Source organism: Nodosilinea sp. FACHB-141, assembly GCF_014696135.1.
Classification (GTDB): domain Bacteria; phylum Cyanobacteriota; class Cyanobacteriia; order Phormidesmidales; family Phormidesmidaceae; genus Nodosilinea.
This window is the reverse complement of sequence record NZ_JACJPP010000004.1, coordinates 169901-185847: the sequence shown is the minus strand read 5'-3', so window position 1 is coordinate 185847 and position 15947 is coordinate 169901. Positions and strand designations below refer to the sequence as shown.

The window sequence follows — 15947 nt, the reverse complement described above, 5'->3', positions numbered from 1 at the left end:
GGTTTCCTGATGCGGCAAATGCTAACGTTACCTCCATGGAGTTCCATCCTTCCCACCATGGCCGCTGGCTTAAACCCCTCAACGGTTGAGCTGTTGAAGCGCTTCAACCGAGCTTTCCCTCAGTTTTATGAGCAGTTTGTCAGCAGTGAGATTCAGCTGCAAAACTTGCGCTTGGCCTACCAGCTCTACAAGCAGCGCAAGGCTGTGCTCGACATCAAGCCCGAGGGCAACAAAAGCGCGCTGCACTTTGTCTATCGCAACCAGTCGTTTTTGCTGAGCGATATTTTTGGTGTGCTAGCGGCCTATGGGCTGACCATTCACAATCTCAGCCTCTATGGGCAGATTTATCCGCCCATGCTGGTGTTTATTAAGTTGGTGGTGTCTCGAGGGGGCAAGGCCCTTACCCCTAAGACTACTGACAATGTCTGCCGCGCTATTCAAGAAACTCTGGCGGGACATTTTGAAGTAGAAGAAATGCTAACGGTGGAGTTTAACCTCAATGCCGGGCTCGAACGGGTAGAAACGGAGTTTTATGTGGATCCGGTTTTTCATCTGCCAGCGCTGCTAATTGAAGCCGACAACCAGCCAGGACTCTTTTATAAGGTGATGTACGCCATTTGGCAGGAGGATCTGCTGGTGGTCAACGCTAACCTACTGGTGTGGCGGGGGCGTACTCGACTCATTCTTTACTTGCTTGGGCCCAATGAGAACCTGATTCCAGACTACTTGGGGCAGAAAATTGCTGAGGGCATGCGCTACCGCTTAATGAGCTAGGGTACGATGGTCGTAGCCCAGCCTTTGAGGCCATGACCCTATGGCCACTACCACAGTCTTTGGTGTACCCCACTACTACCAGCTCACCAACGAGGGTGACGCCCCGCCTCTAGTTTTTATTCACGGCTGGTTGCTCAGCCATCGGTATTGGCAGCCACTAATTGACGGGCTGAGTATCGATCACCCTTGCCTTGCCTACGACCTGCGGGGATTTGGCGAATCTCGCTACGGCCTTGAGCGCCACAGTCCAGGCATTCCTGACGCTGCCCAACGCTGGGAAGCTTCGCCATCGCCCTACGGTTTGGGGGCCTATGCCCGTGACTTAGCGGCACTGCTAGAGCAGCTTAACCTGGGCCCGGTGTGGCTAGTGGGCCATTCTCTTGGGGGCAGCGTGGCGCTGTGGATGGCCCATTGCTACCCTCAGCTTGTGCAGGGAGTGGTTTGTCTGAATGCGGGCGGCGGCCTTTATCTAGACCGAGAGTTCCAGCAGTTTCGCCAGGCGGGGCAGTACATCGTGAGCTGGCGACGGCCTTGGTTGGGTCGATTGCCGCTGCTGCCGCTGCTGCTCACTCGCATGATGGTGCACCAGCCGTTGGCCTACCGCTGGGGCCGCGATCGCTGCCTCGATCTGCTCCAGGCGGACCCCGCCGCTGCCCTGGGCACCCTGCTAGAATCAACCACCGAAGCCGAAGTGCACCTGCTCCCCCGGCTGGTGGCTACGCTCGAGCAGCCGGTCTACTTTATTGCGGGTCGCCAAGACCAGGTGATGAATCTGCGCTACGTGCACCATCTAGCAGGCTATCTCCAAGGTGGCCACCCAGGAGAACTTCCGGTGATTGAGATTGAAAACTGCGGCCATTTGGCCATGCTAGAACAGCCTCAGATGGTCACCCAAGCACTGCGAAGTATTCTCAAAATCCATTGTTTTAGTCCCAAAAGAGCTGAGCACAATGGGGAAAAAGATTTTCAATTTTGTCAGGGCTAGCGCATGAAGCGATTTGCCAGAACCCATAGACATTTTTGGTTACATACAAAACAAAAGAGATGCCGACGACTGGCCGTGTTTCGTCTCGGCATCTCTTCTGGTTCGCTCCTCACACATTTATAATATAGGCTGACTTTGGGGAAATGTCACCCCCTAAAACCCAGTCAAACGAACAGTTTTTCTTATAGGAATTTAGGAGTAAAGCTACTCGGTAGGCGATCGCCTTATCATGCAACTTATTAGACGGCTACAGGGCTTTAGAGAGATAGCAAACCGGGCTCAACTGGCTAAGCTGTCTAATAGAAAGATTAAGGGAAAGGATCCACAGAATGTCGCCGATTAGCTAAAGGCGCTACGGGAAATTACGGGATCTCTGTATTAGTATTGGATGGTTTACGTAACCTTCACGATGACAAATTTACAAGAATCTGAAACAAGTCAGGTTTGCTGCTGCCGCAGGACTGTCTGAACTGGAGGAAGTGCTTAAATTTGAGACTCCATGCCCGTTGTGGTGAGGCCAGTCAATAGCGGCTGACAACCCGCCTGTCCCCAACGGAGTGGTAGTCTAACCCAGTGAGTGCTGCTGACATTACTCACTCGTCCTGAGCGATCGCACCTACCCTTTGCCCCATGGTCACGGTCTGTACCGTTTAGCCCAGCTATTGCTATGCAATCATCCCCTCGCTCCGACAATGCCCGACCGTTCTTGACCTGGCAGCGCATTACCGACTGGGCCCATGCCCACTATAGGGCCAGAACCTTCAATAAAGACGAGCGCATCCCCGCCCGCTCTGGGCTGCTGTACCTGGTTGAGCGGGGCTCTGTGCGCTTGGTGGGCAGCGCCCAGGGTACTGAGATAGCTTCGGAGTTAGCTGGCCCAGAGTTAGATGAAGCCAGCGATGACATCGCCGCCGACGGGTTAGCGGTTGGGTTGAGTGAAGAGGCATTTTTAGGATTTGTCGGGGCCGGTCAGCCCTTTGAAATTGTGGCTCAGTCGCCCTTCTTGCTGCAGAGCTTTGCCCACGTCGATCAGACCACCGTGATCTGGTTGTACTGGAGTGATCTCGACAATTGGCCCCACTTTCGGCGAGAGGTGCTCGATGCCTTCCGCTACCAGCACCAGCGCAAGCTGCTGTGGCTGAGCACCCTGGGCCAGCGGCGCACTATTGATCGCCTGCTTGGCTTTCTCACCCTGCTGATCGAAGAATTTGGCGAGCCCTATGAGTCTGGCTACTACCTGCCCTGGTCCCTGACCCATGCCCAGATTGGCAGCGCCATTGGCTCCACGCGGGTAACGGTGACACGTCTGATGGGCAAACTGCGCCAGCGCAAGCTGATTCACATTCACAAAGATGGTTTGATTGCGATTCCAGGCGACCCAGCAGCAGTCCGGGAGGCGTAGGCAGGTTGGCCTCGTACAGACAGAAAGCTTCTAAGGGCTGAGGTTAAGGGGCTCTGGCGGTGGAGCAGTAGGCTTAGTGCCGTTCTTGTCAGCCCCGTTTTTCTCCGCACCTATGGGCTTGAAGTTCAAAGGTAGATTGGTGAACTGGGGCAAAATCTCAGCGGTAAAAGCGGCGGCGGCCTTAGATCGATAACGGTTAGGGTTAAAGATGACTGACAGGGTGCGGTTGACAACCACTGAATCGATCTTAGCCCGATGCAGAACACCCATCTGCAACTCTTTCTCGATCGCTGAGTTAGACACAAAAGCCACTCCCAACCCTGACTGCACAGCGGTTTTAATCGCCTCAATGGAGTTGAGCTCCATCTCAATTTTTAGACGGCGGGTTTCGATACCGCAGCGGGTCAGTACTTGGTCGATCACCTTGCGAATGGTCGACTGCGAATCAAGCGCGATGAAGTGCAGCTTGTAGAGGTCTTCCCGCTGAATTACCGCTTGACTGGCTAGCGGATGATACATTGGCATGATCAGTGCGAGTTCATCCTCGGCGTAGGGCACTCTTTCTAAAGAGTCCTGTAGTTCGGGAGGCAGCTCGCCACCGATGATCGCCAGGTCAACCTGGCCATTGGCCACACTCCAGGCGGTGCGGCGGGTGGAGTGCACATGCAGCTGCACCGCCACATCGGCGTACTTTTGGCGAAATAGGCCAATCATGCGGGGTAGCAAGTAAGTGCCGGTGGTTTGGCTGGCGCCGATAATCAAGGTGCCCCCCTGCAAGTTTTGCAGATCCTCAATGGCGCGGCAGGTCTCTTGACACAAGCTAAGAATGCGATCGCCATAGCTCAGCAGCAAATGCCCTGCCTCGGTGAGCTGTGCCCGTCGCCCACCCCGGTCAAACAGCGGCACATCTAGCTGGCGCTCTAGGTTTTGCACCTGAAGGCTAACCGCTGGCTGAGACACGTATAGGCTGTCTGCCGCTCGTTTGAAGCTGCCCTCCGCTGCAATAGCTTTGAGAATACGCAGCTGATCGAGGGTAAAGGGAAGGTCAGACATGGGCATTAACCCTAACGTACGATAATCCTGGGCTGCCAACAAACCATGATAGTAATACAGGCTGCTCCCCGTGGTGCCACCGCACCACCTCTGGGTAAACTAATGACCCAAGCTCATGCCTTTTAAGGCCGGTGCTGAATTAAGTCTGCCATCCCTAGATTACTTGGTTCGGGACACTCAACACCAAAATTTAGAGCGAGACCCTAAGGATTTATGAAACGTCAGGTGATCCAGAATGTCCTGAATTTGCCCGGCATCTCTGGGATGGCGCTCATTGACGGACGCAACCGCCCCTTCTTCTTTGGGCCAGACATCAGCCTCAACTCCCATCAGCAGGATGCCCTCGCCCAAGGTATTCAGCAGGTGGTCGAAACCACTCCCGCCCATTTCGACACCTTTACCTTTCGCTTTGCCAATCAGCTGGCCCATATCTACAAGCTCGATCAGGGCCTGATTTTGCTGGTGCTCATTACCGACCAAATGCCCCTGGCCGACTATCGCACGGCGATTGGTCAGCTCAAGGCCACTCTGGTAGAAGCTCCCCACAATGCAGTGTCTACCTTTCGCCTGCTGGCTGGCTGCGTCACCCTCGGCGGTGCTAGCACGATTTCTGGGGCTGCAGCCCCTCCGCTGGAGCCTACGGCCCCTAAACGGGGTACCCTAACTCCAAGCTGCCAGGAGGTAATTGCGGCCCTCAACCACCTCAGTGACGGGGCTATCCAATACCTGGGAAAAACCATGGTGATCAACACTTGGAAGCAATCGCGCCCAGCTCACCCCTGGCTAGAGCAGTTTGAGATTCAAAAGGATGCCCACTTTACTGTTGCCGCCGATGGTAAAGCGCCTTTGACAGCAGAACAACAGCAGTGGATAAAAGACTGGGTGACAGCCTTTTTGGGTCGCGGCGGCAGAACTATCCGCAATTTTCAAACTCTGGCTACTGGCCAGACCCTTACCCCTCAGGAGAAGGGTCTTTTGCTAGAGCTCTCGTCTAGTAGCTAGCTAAGCGGGGCTTGAGCAGGTCCCCATGGCTGCCGCTATGCTCTTAGCTGATAACCAGGCTCTTTCTTCTATATTTTTACCCCCGTAGTACCCATGGCCAAAACTGTTCGCCTAGAGCCTATTGCCCAAGAAACCTCCGTTGAAACCAACGGCAACCTGCTTTCTGTACTTTTAAACAAAGATTTAGATGTACTCAAGGAGTGCGGTGGCCGAGGTATGTGTGCCACTTGCCATATCTACGTGCAGTCGGGTATGGAGGCCCTGACTCCGATCAACCGCCGTGAGCAGCGCACCCTGGAGGTAATTACTTCTTGCAAGCCCAATTCGCGGTTGGCCTGCCAAGCCCGAGTAGTGAACAACGGCGTCATCGTTGAGCTACCACCGGGGATGTACGTTAATTCTCTCCAGGACATTGAGGCGCTGATTGGCCGTCGAGCTGACCAGGATCTGCTGCACCCCATCACCGGTGAGGTGCTGGTGGAGCAGGGCAAGCTGATTACGCGATCGACGATGGCCCAGCTCGAGAGCACCGCTAGTTTCAAGGTGGGCGAATTCTTCAGCCAGAGCAAAGATTTGTAGGCTCGGGCCTGTAGGCTGAGGGGCAATGCCGAACCTCAGAAAACATCTGTTATGGTAAGGCAATGCCGTAGTTGAGTTTTATACCAACCCCCTATGGACCCTGCCCCTCCCCTGAGTGCTCGCCATGAGCAGGTGCTTCAGGCCACCATTCGTCACTACATTGCCACAGCAGAGCCGGTCGGGTCACGGGCCTTAGCCCAGGAATATAACTTGCGGGTTAGCCCAGCTACGGTGCGCAACACCATGGGCTTGCTCGAGAAATATGGGCTGCTATATCAGCCCCATACCTCATCAGGGCGAGTGCCCTCTGATTTTGGCTATCGACTCTACGTAGACCGGCTGATGTCGCCGTCGGCCCGGGTGGGTCGCCGGGTGGATGCGGCATTGTCAGAAGAGTTGCGCTGGATGGGCCGCAGCCTGGAGTCGCTGCTGAAGGAGGCAACCCAGATTTTGGCTCAGATCAGTGGCTATCTGGCTCTGGTAACCGTGCCCCAAGCCAACACCGTACTCATTCGCCATATTCAGCTGGTGGTAGTAGATGGGGGGCAGGTGCTGATGGTGGTGGTGCTCGACTCGTTGGCGACCCAGTCGGTGGTGGTGCAGTTGCCAGCAGTTCTAGGTTCGGCTACGTCGGGGGCGGTCGGAGAACCCGGTCGGCGGGAGCTAGAAATTTTGTCTAACTTTTTGACCCACCACCTGCGGGGTCGGCCTTTGGCCGATGTAACTACTCTCAACTGGGGCGATCTCGACGCCGAATTTGAGCACTACGGAGTACTGTTATGTCAGGCACTGGGGGATTTAGCGCAGCGATCGCAGGCCGCCGAAACCCCTCAGCTGGTGATTAGCGGCCTGGCTGAGGTGCTGCGCCAGCCCGAGTTCTCCGATGCCCAGCGCATTCAGTCGATCGTGCGTTTGCTAGAAGAAGACCAGTCGCAGCTGTGGCCGTTGTTTTTTGCCACCCCGCCCGTGGCAACTCAGACGCTAAAGGGCGTAGACGTCAAAGTGTGGATTGGCGCTGAAAATCCTTTAGAGCCCATGCAGGGCTGTGCCCTGGTAGTGTCTAACTACACCCGACACGATACCTCTGTTGGCAGTGTGGGGGTATTAGGACCAACCCGTATGGTGTACGAAAATGCGGTGGCGGTGGTTAAAGCGGCGGCCGACTACCTATCTACTGCCCTGAGCGAATAGGGTATCCCTGAAAACAGCCCGAGCCGAAAAGGGAAGACCGTGATTATTACAGAATTACTGGCTATTTTGTCGATCGCGGCGGCGACGGGGCTGCGGCTGGCGCTGCCGCTGCTGCTCATCGGCCTGTTGTCTGGCCCCCAACTCTGGTCCAATGTGCCCCTGCTATCACGGTTGCCCCCAGCTTTGGTATTGGGGGTGCTGGTGAGCTGGTCAATGGCCGAGCTGATGTTGTCGAAGAGCAGTGACAGCCAGCGGTTTTTTCAGGGTTTAGAGCTGATATTGAGCCCTGGTGTTGGCGCTCTGGCAGGGCTAGGGGTGGCTCGAACCTTTGGCGTAGAGGGCTGGATCTACCCCCTGATTGGCCTGATCAGCGCCCTGCTGGCCCTAGTGATTCAGCTGTTGCAGATGGGTCTCTTTTTTCGGCCTCGTCGCCCACCCCTGTGGAGCTTTTTTGTAGTTGATGGGCTGTGCATAGTGCTCGCCATATTGGCTTTTGATGCCCCCAACCAGGGGGGCATTATTGCGCTGCTGCTGCTGTGGCTGGTGATTCGCACCTCATACCTGTGGCAGCATTGGCCGCGGCGATCGCGGCCCTAGAGAATGCCTACAAAGTGCAGGGGGCCGCGCCCGCTGACTAGCTCTAGCAGCAGAGCCAAAAAGCCCACCATAGCCAATCGCCCATTCCACACCTCGGCGACGGGGGTGAGCCCCCAGGCCGATCGTTCCTGGGGGTAAATTTTGACTTTTTTGTCAGGCTGCACCACGTCGGAGAAGAGCTGGCGTGGGGCCTCTAGAGCCTCGGTGACCATGTCGGCCATGTCGGCAATAAAGCGGGGATGGGTGTTGAGGGCGGGCACGCGGTGAAACCCGTGAATACCCGCTTCTTCGGCAATTTCGCGATACTCAATGTCGATCTCTTGCAGGGTCTCAATATGCTCGGAGACAAAGCTAATGGGGACTACTACCAGGTCTTTTACACCCTGCTGGGCGAGCTGCTCGATCGCATCTTCGGTGTAGGGCTGGAGCCACTCAACTGGCCCTACCCGACTCTGGTAGGCCAGGGTGTGGGGGTTGGAGCGGTTGAGCGATCGCATGATTAGCTCGGTGCAGTGCTCGATCTCGCGCTGGTAGGGATCGCCAGCTTCTTCGACGTAGCTGACGGGCACCCCGTGGGCGCTGAAGAAAATGTGGGCCTGGTCGGGGTTTTCGAGTTTGTCGAGCTCCTGGACAATTAGTTCGGCCATGGCCTCGCTATAGCCAGGGCGCTCGTACCAAGAGGGGATAGCGGTGTAGACAATGCGTTGAAGAGCCGGGTCTTCGAGCCACAGCCGCTCCAACAGACGAAAGCTGGAGCCGCTGGTGCTGATCGAAAACTGGGGATAGAGGGGCAGCACCACCAGCTTTTCGACCCCGTCGCGCTTAATTTGAGCCACGGCCTCTTCGGTGAAGGGGTACCAATAGCGCATGCCGATGTAGATGTTGGCCTCGGTGCCCTTGTCGGCTAGCACCTGCTTGAGGGCGTCGGCCTGCTCTTCGGTAATGCGGCGCAGGGGCGAGCCACCGCCAATCTGCTGGTAGTTGGCCTGCGACTGTTTGGCGCGCGAGCTCGAAATTAACCAGGCCAGGGGCCGCTGAAGCCAGGGGAAGGGCAAGCGAATAATTTCTGGATCGGCAAACAGGTTAAACAAAAAGGGGCGAACGTCGTCGGGCTGCTCTGGCCCCCCCAGATTTAGTAATAAGACCCCAACACGACCCATGGCACTGTAGTAGCTCTAAAGTAAGTACTCATACCCCAATTATTCTACAAGCTGAATGAACGGTTTCCGACGTTGATGGCTTCCCCCGCCGCTTTAGATGACGCGATCGCAGCGCTCAACACCCGCCTCAAAGCCGCCCGCCTGGGGCTCCAGATCGAGCGCCGGGGCGATCGCCTCAGCCTGCGAGGCACCCTACCGCCTCGCCCCGACAGCGCCAAAACTCGGCCCCATCAGCAGCGCATTCCCCTCAAGCTGCCCGCCACCCCCGCCGGGCTCAAGCAGATCGAGCGCGAGGCCAAAGTGATCGCTGCCCAGCTGATCGAGCGCCGTTTTAGCTGGGCCAACTATCTGGCTCCAGCGGCAGATTGTCAGCAGGAGACGATGCCCCTAGCTGACCGGGTTGCCCAGTTTGAGGCCCACCTGATGGCGCAACCCTGCGCTGATGTCGCTGCCATGGCCTCGCGCAAAACCACTTGGGATAAAGCCTATGCCCCCTACCTTAAAAAGCTGCTGGTGCAGGCTGAGCAGCAGCCCCGCCAGCCGCTTGAGGCGGCTATTGTAGCTACCCTAGAAACCTTATCGCCCCAGTCTCGCAGCCGTCAGGTAGCCTGTACGGCCCTAAAAGCCTTTGCTGACTTTCAGGGTCTGGCCCTGCCCGAGAATTTTGAGCAGCTGGCCGGCACCTACGGCAACAGCAAGGCCCAGCGACGGCTCTTACCTTCCGACGAGGTAATTGTGGAATGGTGCGATCGCATCCCAAATCCGGCCTGGCGCTATGTGTATGGGGTGATGGCCACCTATGGCCTGCGCAATCACGAAGTCTTTTTCTGTGACTACCAAGACCTCCTCCAGGGCGACCCTGAGGGGCGGATTACGGTGCTCGAAACGACCAAGACAGGTCTGCACGATGTGTGGCCCTTTTATCCAGAGTGGATCGAGCGCTTCGACCTGCGCCAGGGCGCCCTACCGCCCATCAACACCGATCTAGCTCAGACTACCCTTCAGCGGATTGGTCAGCAGGTAGCGATTCAGTTTAGGCGCTATGGGGTGCCGTTCTCGCCCTACGACCTGCGCCACGCCTGGGCAGTACGCACCATTCACTTTGGCCTGCCCGACACTGTAGCGGCCCGTATGATGGGGCACTCGGTGGCCATTCACAATCGCACCTACCACCGCTGGATTACCCACCGTGATCAACGGACGGCCGTGCAGGCAGCTCTGCAGCGAGGCACCTGGCAGCCCCCTTTGTAGCTGAGGCGGTAGAGAAAATAAATCCTTAACGATATGCTAAGAAATATTTAGCTCGGCTAGATAGGTCCTTTACTCTTAGCGCTACTGGGCAAATGCTGTCAGGCGAGTCGCCAAGAGCCTGTGCAGGGTCGCAATTGTCATTACAAAAAGGGTGTGCTTAACTTTCTTGCCCATCGTAAATTTACCGAAACGATTGGCTTGTGGAGTTCCATAGACAGACAGTAATCGGCTTGGCCTTATGCTGGCTTCAGCCCGGCTACTATCTCTCGGCATTGGCAGCATCTACTACTCTGGCTATGCCCCACCGATGAAAATTTTGCTCGTTGAGGATGACCCCTCTACCCGAGAACTGTTGGTTTTTCACTTGACTGCGGCGCGCTACACCGTGGAGCAGGCGGCTGACGGCATCATTGCTCAAGAGCTAGCGGCCCTGTGGAGTTACGACCTAATTTTGCTAGACATCAATGTTCCCCGGCTGGATGGCCTTAGCTTATGCCGTCACCTGCGGGAGCAGGAAGTGTCTACTCCGATCTTAATGCTGACAGCCCAGGCCGGCGATGCGGATGTGATTACCGGGCTGGACGCCGGGGCCGATGATTATGTAACCAAGCCCTTTGAGGTGTCTCAGGTGCTAGCCCGCATTCGCGCTCTGCTGCGGCGGGGGGCGCGGGCGGCAACCATTCCATCGCTGGTGTGGGGGCATCTGTGCCTTAACCCAACCCTGGCTCAGGTTACCTACAGCGGCCAGGCCGTGCCCCTAACGCCGAAGGAATACAGCCTGCTGGAGCTGTTTTTGCACCATCCCCAGCGGGTGTTTAGCCGCAGTGCCATTCTCGACCACCTGTGGACTATTGACGATTCGCCCACCGAAGGGGCCGTGACCAACCTGGTGAAGGATCTGCGCAACCGCCTCAAGCGCAGCGGCGTGGTCGAAAGTGTGATTCAGACGGTGTACGGGCTGGGCTATCGCCTCCGCGATTTGCCGCCGAGTTTGGTTCTAGGAACAGCCAATAATGGTTTCCATGAGCCTAGCGGCGGTGCTCAGGCAGAGACTCAAGAGCCCGTACTGGTTACCGCGCCCAAGGGCAAGACTTTAGAGGCGATCGCAGCTCGGTTTCAGGCGTCAATTCAGCAGCGGCTGGCGGTGGTAGAAGCGGCGGTGCGATCGCTTCAGGCGGGCAACTTGCCCCCCCAGCAGCGGACCGTTGCCCAGGATGAGGCCCATCGACTGGCCGGTGGGCTGGGTACCTTTGGCTATGACGAAGGCTCGACCTACGCTCGCCAGATCGAGCAGTTGCTGGGCGATCGCCCTCTGCAAACCACAGAAGTTGACCAGCTTTCTCGCCACTTGCTCGACCTCAAGCAGACATTGGCCTTAACCCCTAAACCGCTATCAGCTGAGATTGGCCAGGCTTGCCACCTTGGGGTGATTCTGTCGGTGGAGCTCGAATTGATCAACCAATTACAGGACGATGCTGTCAGCCACGGTTGGCACCTCGATCGGGCCACCGACCTAGGCGAGCTTTTGCAGACCTTGGCCCAGGGCCGAGCGGAGGCGGTGGTGCTCACCCTCGACCAGAGCGCTCCTCTAGCCGGAAAATTAGCGCCCCTGCGGGAGGTTAAGCAGCGGTTTCCACAGCTGCCGGTGCTGGTCTTGACCTGCCGCGACAGTCTAGAGGAACGGGTGCAGGTGGCTCGTCTCCAGGGCGATCGCTACCTAGTGGCACCGGCTACCCCCAGCCAAATTTTTGATACCTTAAGCCACCTCTTGCCGGAAACCCAAGCGCCCGAGGCACGGGTGATGGTAGTCGACAATGACCCCGTCACTCGGGGTGCCATTACAGAACTGCTCACTCCCTGGGGTTTACAGGTGACTGAGCTGGGCGACTCCAGCCAGTTTTGGGAGATGCTGCGCCAGGTGCAGCCCGACTTGCTGCTGCTGGCTTTAGAAATGCCTACCTTTAGCGGCATTGACCTATGCCAAGTGGTGCGCCAAGACTCGCGGTTTGGCAACTTGCCCATTCTAATGGTGGCAGCCCATCCTGACACTGTGACCGTGCGCCAGGTGTTTGAGATGGGGGCTGATGACCTAATCGGTAAGCCTATCGTGGGCCCAGAGCTGGTAACGCGAGTGCTGAGCCGAATTGAGCGATCGCGACTGCGTCAGAAAATCGAGCAGATGCGCCGTCGCCAAGCCCTCTACTGGACCCAGCAAGAGACCACCGACCCCCTGACTCAGGTGGCCAACGGCCTACACTTCGATGCCTTTTTGCAGCAGCAGTGGGAGCGCCACTGCCAGGACCAGGCCCCGCTCTCGCTGATTTTGTGCAGCCCCGACAGCCTGCGCACCTACTATCAGATCTACGGGCAGCAGGCGGGCGATGCTGCCCTGCGCCGCATTGCTCGCACCCTACACTGCACCATTAACCCCAACATTGATCTGGTGGCCCGCTGCGGCGACGATGAGTTTGCAATTGTGCTGCCTAACACCAACCTGGATGGGGCGCTGCGGGTGGTCGCGCGCATGCAGCAGGCCGTCACCGACCTCAAAATTCCTCAGCCCGCCTCTGATGAGGGCGACTACATTACCTTGAGCTTAGGCATCGGCGGCACCACCCCCACCGGTAGCCTCTCCATCGATCTGCTGCTAAAAACCGCTGACCAGGCTCTCAAAGACGCCAAAGGGCGCGGCGGCAACACCTTTTGCCTGTATCCGATGTGCTGAGTGAACTCGATCTAGCCATGAAGTTTTCTCTGCGCAATTTGCTCATCGTGCCGTTCTTGCTACAGGTGATTGGCATTACGGGGTTGGTGGGCTACCTGTCGTACCGCAGTGGGCAGCAGGCCGTGCAGGATATAGCCCGTCAGATGATGACGAGCACGGGCCAGCGGGCGAGGGAAAACCTTAATGCCTATCTGCAAACGTCCCGATTTGTGGCTCAGACCAATGCTTATCTGCTCGAAATCGGAACGTTTAGCAGCACCGACCTAGTCGAATTGGAAAGTCACCTGGTAGAGCAGCTCCAGTTATTTCCAGAGCTGACGGGTATTGTCATTGCCAATGAGGCCGGTGCGTTTCTAAACGTAGCTCGTCACGCATCCCCAGGATTTTTCTCAGTGCGGCAGCGCAACGTGACCGTGGTCGACAACCGGCTCTACCGTTATCAGCTAGATGTCGCTGACCAATCTAAGACGCTGCTGCCGCCAATTCGACAGGGCTACGACCCCCACCGCGATCCCCCTGACAACCCGTGGTATGCGGCAGCCCAGGCTAACCCAGAAGGGCTATGGCGGCTAGTAGTGACCCTAGAGCGAGGAGACGATCAGCCCCAGCTGGTGATGGTGCGGTTTGTCCCCTTTCAGACCCCCAAGGGAGACTTTGGCGGCGTCTTTAGCACTGGCATTTTGCTTACCCAGCTGGGGGAGTTTTTACAGCAGCTGATCCCGAGCGGCGAGGGTCAGATTTTCTTAATTGAGCCCGACGGTCACCTGGTGGCGACCTCAACTGGGGAGCTGCCGTTTGACCAACAGCCGCGCTCTGATCCAGCGCAGAATGTGGCGCTACAGTCTCGCCGACTAGCGGTGAGTCAAAGCCGCAATCCACTCACCCGGACAGTAGCGGCCAGCCTGATTGCCGATTATGGCAGCCTTGAGAACGTGCGATCGCCGCGCTTTTCTCACCTCCAGTTTGACCAAAAGCAGTATTTTGTGCAGACAACGCCGCTCCAGGGCGAACTGAACTGGCTGCTGGTCACCGTGGTGCCGGCCTCTGAATTTATGGCTGACATCGATGCCAACACGGCCCGGACAGCCCTGCTGTGCGCCTTGGCCCTGATTGGGTCGATCGGCCTGGGCATTTGGACGGCTGAATACATTGCCAAGCCGATTCTGTCGCTCCAACGGGCGACCCAGGCTTTGACCAACGGCCTGGCGATTGTGCCGCCCACTCAGCCCAGCACCATTCAAGAAGTTGAAGCTCTGCGCCAGGGGTTTGACCGCATGGTGGGCCAGCTGGTGTCGTCGTTTCGTGCCCTTGAGGACCGCGAGAATGCGCTAGCTACTTTCCTGAACGGGGTGCCAGTCGCCCTGAGCGTGCACGACCAAGCGGGGCAAATGCTGTTTCTCAATGCCAAGGGTAAAGAACTGTTAGTCAACGGGGTTACGACCGCCGACTCTGGACAGTTGGCAGAAACCTATCAGCTCTACCGAGCCGGCAGCAACGAGTTGTACCCTACCGACGAGCTACCGGTGGTGCGCGGGCTGCGGGGTGAAACCGCCTATACCGACGACATTGAGGTAGACACTGGCGATCGCCGCATTCCCTTAGAGGTGCACACGATCCCGGTGTTCAACAGCCTGGAGCAGGTGCTCTACAGCATCAACACGTTCCAAGACATTACTGAGCGGCGGCAGGTCGAGCGGTTTCGGGTCGACTACCAGCGTGAGCTAGAGCATCAGGTGGCGCAGCAAATGGCTTCTCTGGCGGCTAGCGAGGCTACCCAAAAGGCCTTGATTAACGCGATTCCTGACCTGCTGATGCGCTTGGGACGGGAAGGTCGTCCTCTAGAAATCTATAACCCAGAGGCGGTGACTTGGCTAGGCGATCGCAGCCAGCTCTACAAGAACAGCGTCTATGACAACCTGCCTAGCCCCATTGCCCAGGAGCGTCAGCGCTGCGTCGAACTGGCCCTAGAGACAGGTAGCATTCAGCGCCAGGAGTACGAGTTTGTCGTGGGGGGGGAGACTATCTACGAAGAGGCGCGAATTATTCCGGTGACCCAGGACGAGGTGTTGGTGGTGGTGCGCGACATCAGCGATCGCTACCGGATCGACCGCCTCAAGGATGAGTTCATTTCCATCATCAGCCACGAGTTGCGGACGCCCCTAATGGCTATTCGGGGAGCTCTAGGCATTCTAGAGTCGGGGGTGCTGCACAACCGGCCCCAGAAAGCTCAGCAAATGCTGGGTATGGCCCTTAACAATACTGAAAGGCTGATTCGGCTGGTCAACGATATTCTTGACCTGGAGCGTTTAACGTCGGGCCGCATTGAGCTCAATCTGGAGCCCTGCCGCCTGGATGAGCTGATGGCGCTGGCGGTTAACGGGGTAGAGGCGATCGCCTTGGAAGCCAAGGTCACCATTGGGGTCACTCCCGCCGCCGCTACGGTGCTAGCCGCCCCCGATGCGGTAGTGCAAACCCTCACCAACCTGCTGGGCAACGCGATCAAATTTTCTGAGGCGGGGAGCAAAATTTGGCTGACAGCGGCTCTGGTCTTCACTCCCAAAGCGATTGCGGCCCCTGACACTACCCTTGGGGATCAGCCGGTTTGGGCGCGAGTCGCAGTCAAAGACCAGGGGCGAGGCATTCCAGCCGATCGTCTGGAGATGATTTTTGAGCGTTTTCAGCAGGTGGATGTGTCGGATTCGCGGCAGCGCGGGGGACCGGGCTGGGGCTGGCCATCTGCAAACAGATTGTGGAGCAGCACGGCGGGGAAATCTGGGTAGAGAGCCAGGTCGGCTATGGCAGCACATTTTTCTTTACGCTGCCGCTGAAGAAATCATGAGCAAGCGGATTTTAGTGATCGACGACGAACTGGACATTCGCGAAGTAGTTTGCCTCTCGCTTGAAGAGTTTGGCGGGTGGCAAACCGACAGTGCTGGGTCAGGGCAGGAGGGCTTAGACAAAGCCTTGGCCACCCCTTGGGACGCCATCTTGCTAGATGTCTCAATGCCCGAGATGGATGGCTTTGCGGTCTACGAGCAACTTCAGGCTAACCCCAAGACCCAGGCCATACCGATAATTTTGCTCACGGCTAAGGTGTTGACCAGCGATCGCGATCGCTTCTGTGCCCTAGGCGTGGCTGGAGTAATTGCTAAACCCTTTAATCCGGTGAAGGTATGGCAACAGGTGGCCCAGCTCTTAGACTGGGCCACCTAACCGTAGAACTCAGGA

At 57.2% G+C, this 15947-nt stretch carries 12 protein-coding genes and 1 pseudogene; 11 read left to right on the top strand and 2 right to left on the bottom strand.

The annotated features are described in order from the left end of the window. Positions 1 to 57 precede the first annotated feature (57 nt). The 3 genes from H6F59_RS02135 to H6F59_RS02125 all read left to right on the top strand — a co-directional run bounded on the left by H6F59_RS02135 (position 58) and on the right by H6F59_RS02125 (position 3161). The gene (locus tag H6F59_RS02135) at positions 58 to 774 is read left to right on the top strand and encodes a hypothetical protein (protein WP_190515384.1); all 717 of its coding nucleotides are present in this window, start codon (positions 58 to 60) and stop codon (positions 772 to 774) included. 40 nt (positions 775 to 814) lie between these two features. After that, on the top strand, positions 815 to 1759 hold the full coding sequence (locus H6F59_RS02130; RefSeq protein WP_190694760.1) for an alpha/beta fold hydrolase: 945 nt from the start codon (positions 815 to 817) through the stop codon (positions 1757 to 1759). Between the two features lie 583 nt (positions 1760 to 2342). Then, entirely contained in the window at positions 2343 to 3161 is an 819-nt protein-coding gene (locus H6F59_RS02125) for a Crp/Fnr family transcriptional regulator (protein ID WP_397192718.1), read from the top strand. Positions 3162 to 3191: 30 nt separating this feature from the next. Here the strand turns inward: H6F59_RS02125 and H6F59_RS02120 are convergent, their stop codons facing one another. Next, a complete protein-coding gene (locus H6F59_RS02120; RefSeq protein ID WP_190515377.1) occupies positions 3192 to 4214 on the bottom strand; it encodes a LysR family transcriptional regulator in 1023 nt (340 codons plus the stop codon). Positions 4215 to 4427: 213 nt separating this feature from the next. Between H6F59_RS02120 and H6F59_RS02115 the strand changes: the two genes are divergently transcribed. The 4 genes from H6F59_RS02115 to H6F59_RS02100 all read left to right on the top strand — a co-directional run bounded on the left by H6F59_RS02115 (position 4428) and on the right by H6F59_RS02100 (position 7583). After that, positions 4428 to 5216 carry a hypothetical protein gene (locus H6F59_RS02115; RefSeq protein ID WP_190694756.1) on the top strand — a complete coding sequence of 263 codons (789 nt, stop codon included), beginning with the start codon at positions 4428 to 4430 and terminating at the stop codon, positions 5214 to 5216. Between the two features lie 93 nt (positions 5217 to 5309). Next, positions 5310 to 5795, top strand: a complete 486-nt coding sequence (locus tag H6F59_RS02110) for a 2Fe-2S iron-sulfur cluster-binding protein (protein ID WP_190694754.1) — start codon at positions 5310 to 5312, stop codon at positions 5793 to 5795. A gap of 93 nt (positions 5796 to 5888) precedes the next feature. Further along, positions 5889 to 6986, top strand: a complete 1098-nt coding sequence (hrcA, locus tag H6F59_RS02105) for a heat-inducible transcriptional repressor HrcA (protein ID WP_190694753.1) — start codon at positions 5889 to 5891, stop codon at positions 6984 to 6986. Positions 6987 to 7025: 39 nt separating this feature from the next. Next, a complete protein-coding gene (locus H6F59_RS02100) occupies positions 7026 to 7583 on the top strand; it encodes a DUF4126 domain-containing protein (protein ID WP_190694752.1) in 558 nt (185 codons plus the stop codon). Here the strand turns inward: H6F59_RS02100 and hemH are convergent. Beyond that, a complete protein-coding gene (gene hemH / locus H6F59_RS02095; protein ID WP_190694751.1) occupies positions 7580 to 8743 on the bottom strand; it encodes a ferrochelatase in 1164 nt (387 codons plus the stop codon). The two genes, H6F59_RS02100 and hemH, sit on opposite strands and share 4 nt — an antisense overlap. 75 nt (positions 8744 to 8818) lie before the next feature. On the opposite strand from hemH, the gene H6F59_RS02090 reads away from it, so the two are divergent. The 4 genes and pseudogenes from H6F59_RS02090 to H6F59_RS02070 all read left to right on the top strand — a co-directional run bounded on the left by H6F59_RS02090 (position 8819) and on the right by H6F59_RS02070 (position 15932). Beyond that, entirely contained in the window at positions 8819 to 9994 is a 1176-nt protein-coding gene (locus tag H6F59_RS02090) for a site-specific integrase (RefSeq protein WP_190694750.1), read from the top strand. A 238-nt stretch (positions 9995 to 10232) separates the two neighbouring features. Then, positions 10233 to 12719, top strand: coding sequence for a response regulator (locus tag H6F59_RS02085; protein ID WP_190694749.1), 2487 nt, complete (start codon positions 10233 to 10235; stop codon positions 12717 to 12719). Positions 12720 to 12736: 17 nt separating this feature from the next. Next, positions 12737 to 15558, top strand: a pseudogene (locus tag H6F59_RS25915) (ATP-binding protein). Further along, positions 15555 to 15932 carry a response regulator gene (locus H6F59_RS02070; protein WP_190694746.1) on the top strand — a complete coding sequence of 126 codons (378 nt, stop codon included), beginning with the start codon at positions 15555 to 15557 and terminating at the stop codon, positions 15930 to 15932. The pseudogene H6F59_RS25915 and the gene H6F59_RS02070 overlap by 4 nt, the downstream one beginning before the upstream one ends. Positions 15933 to 15947 lie beyond the last annotated feature (15 nt).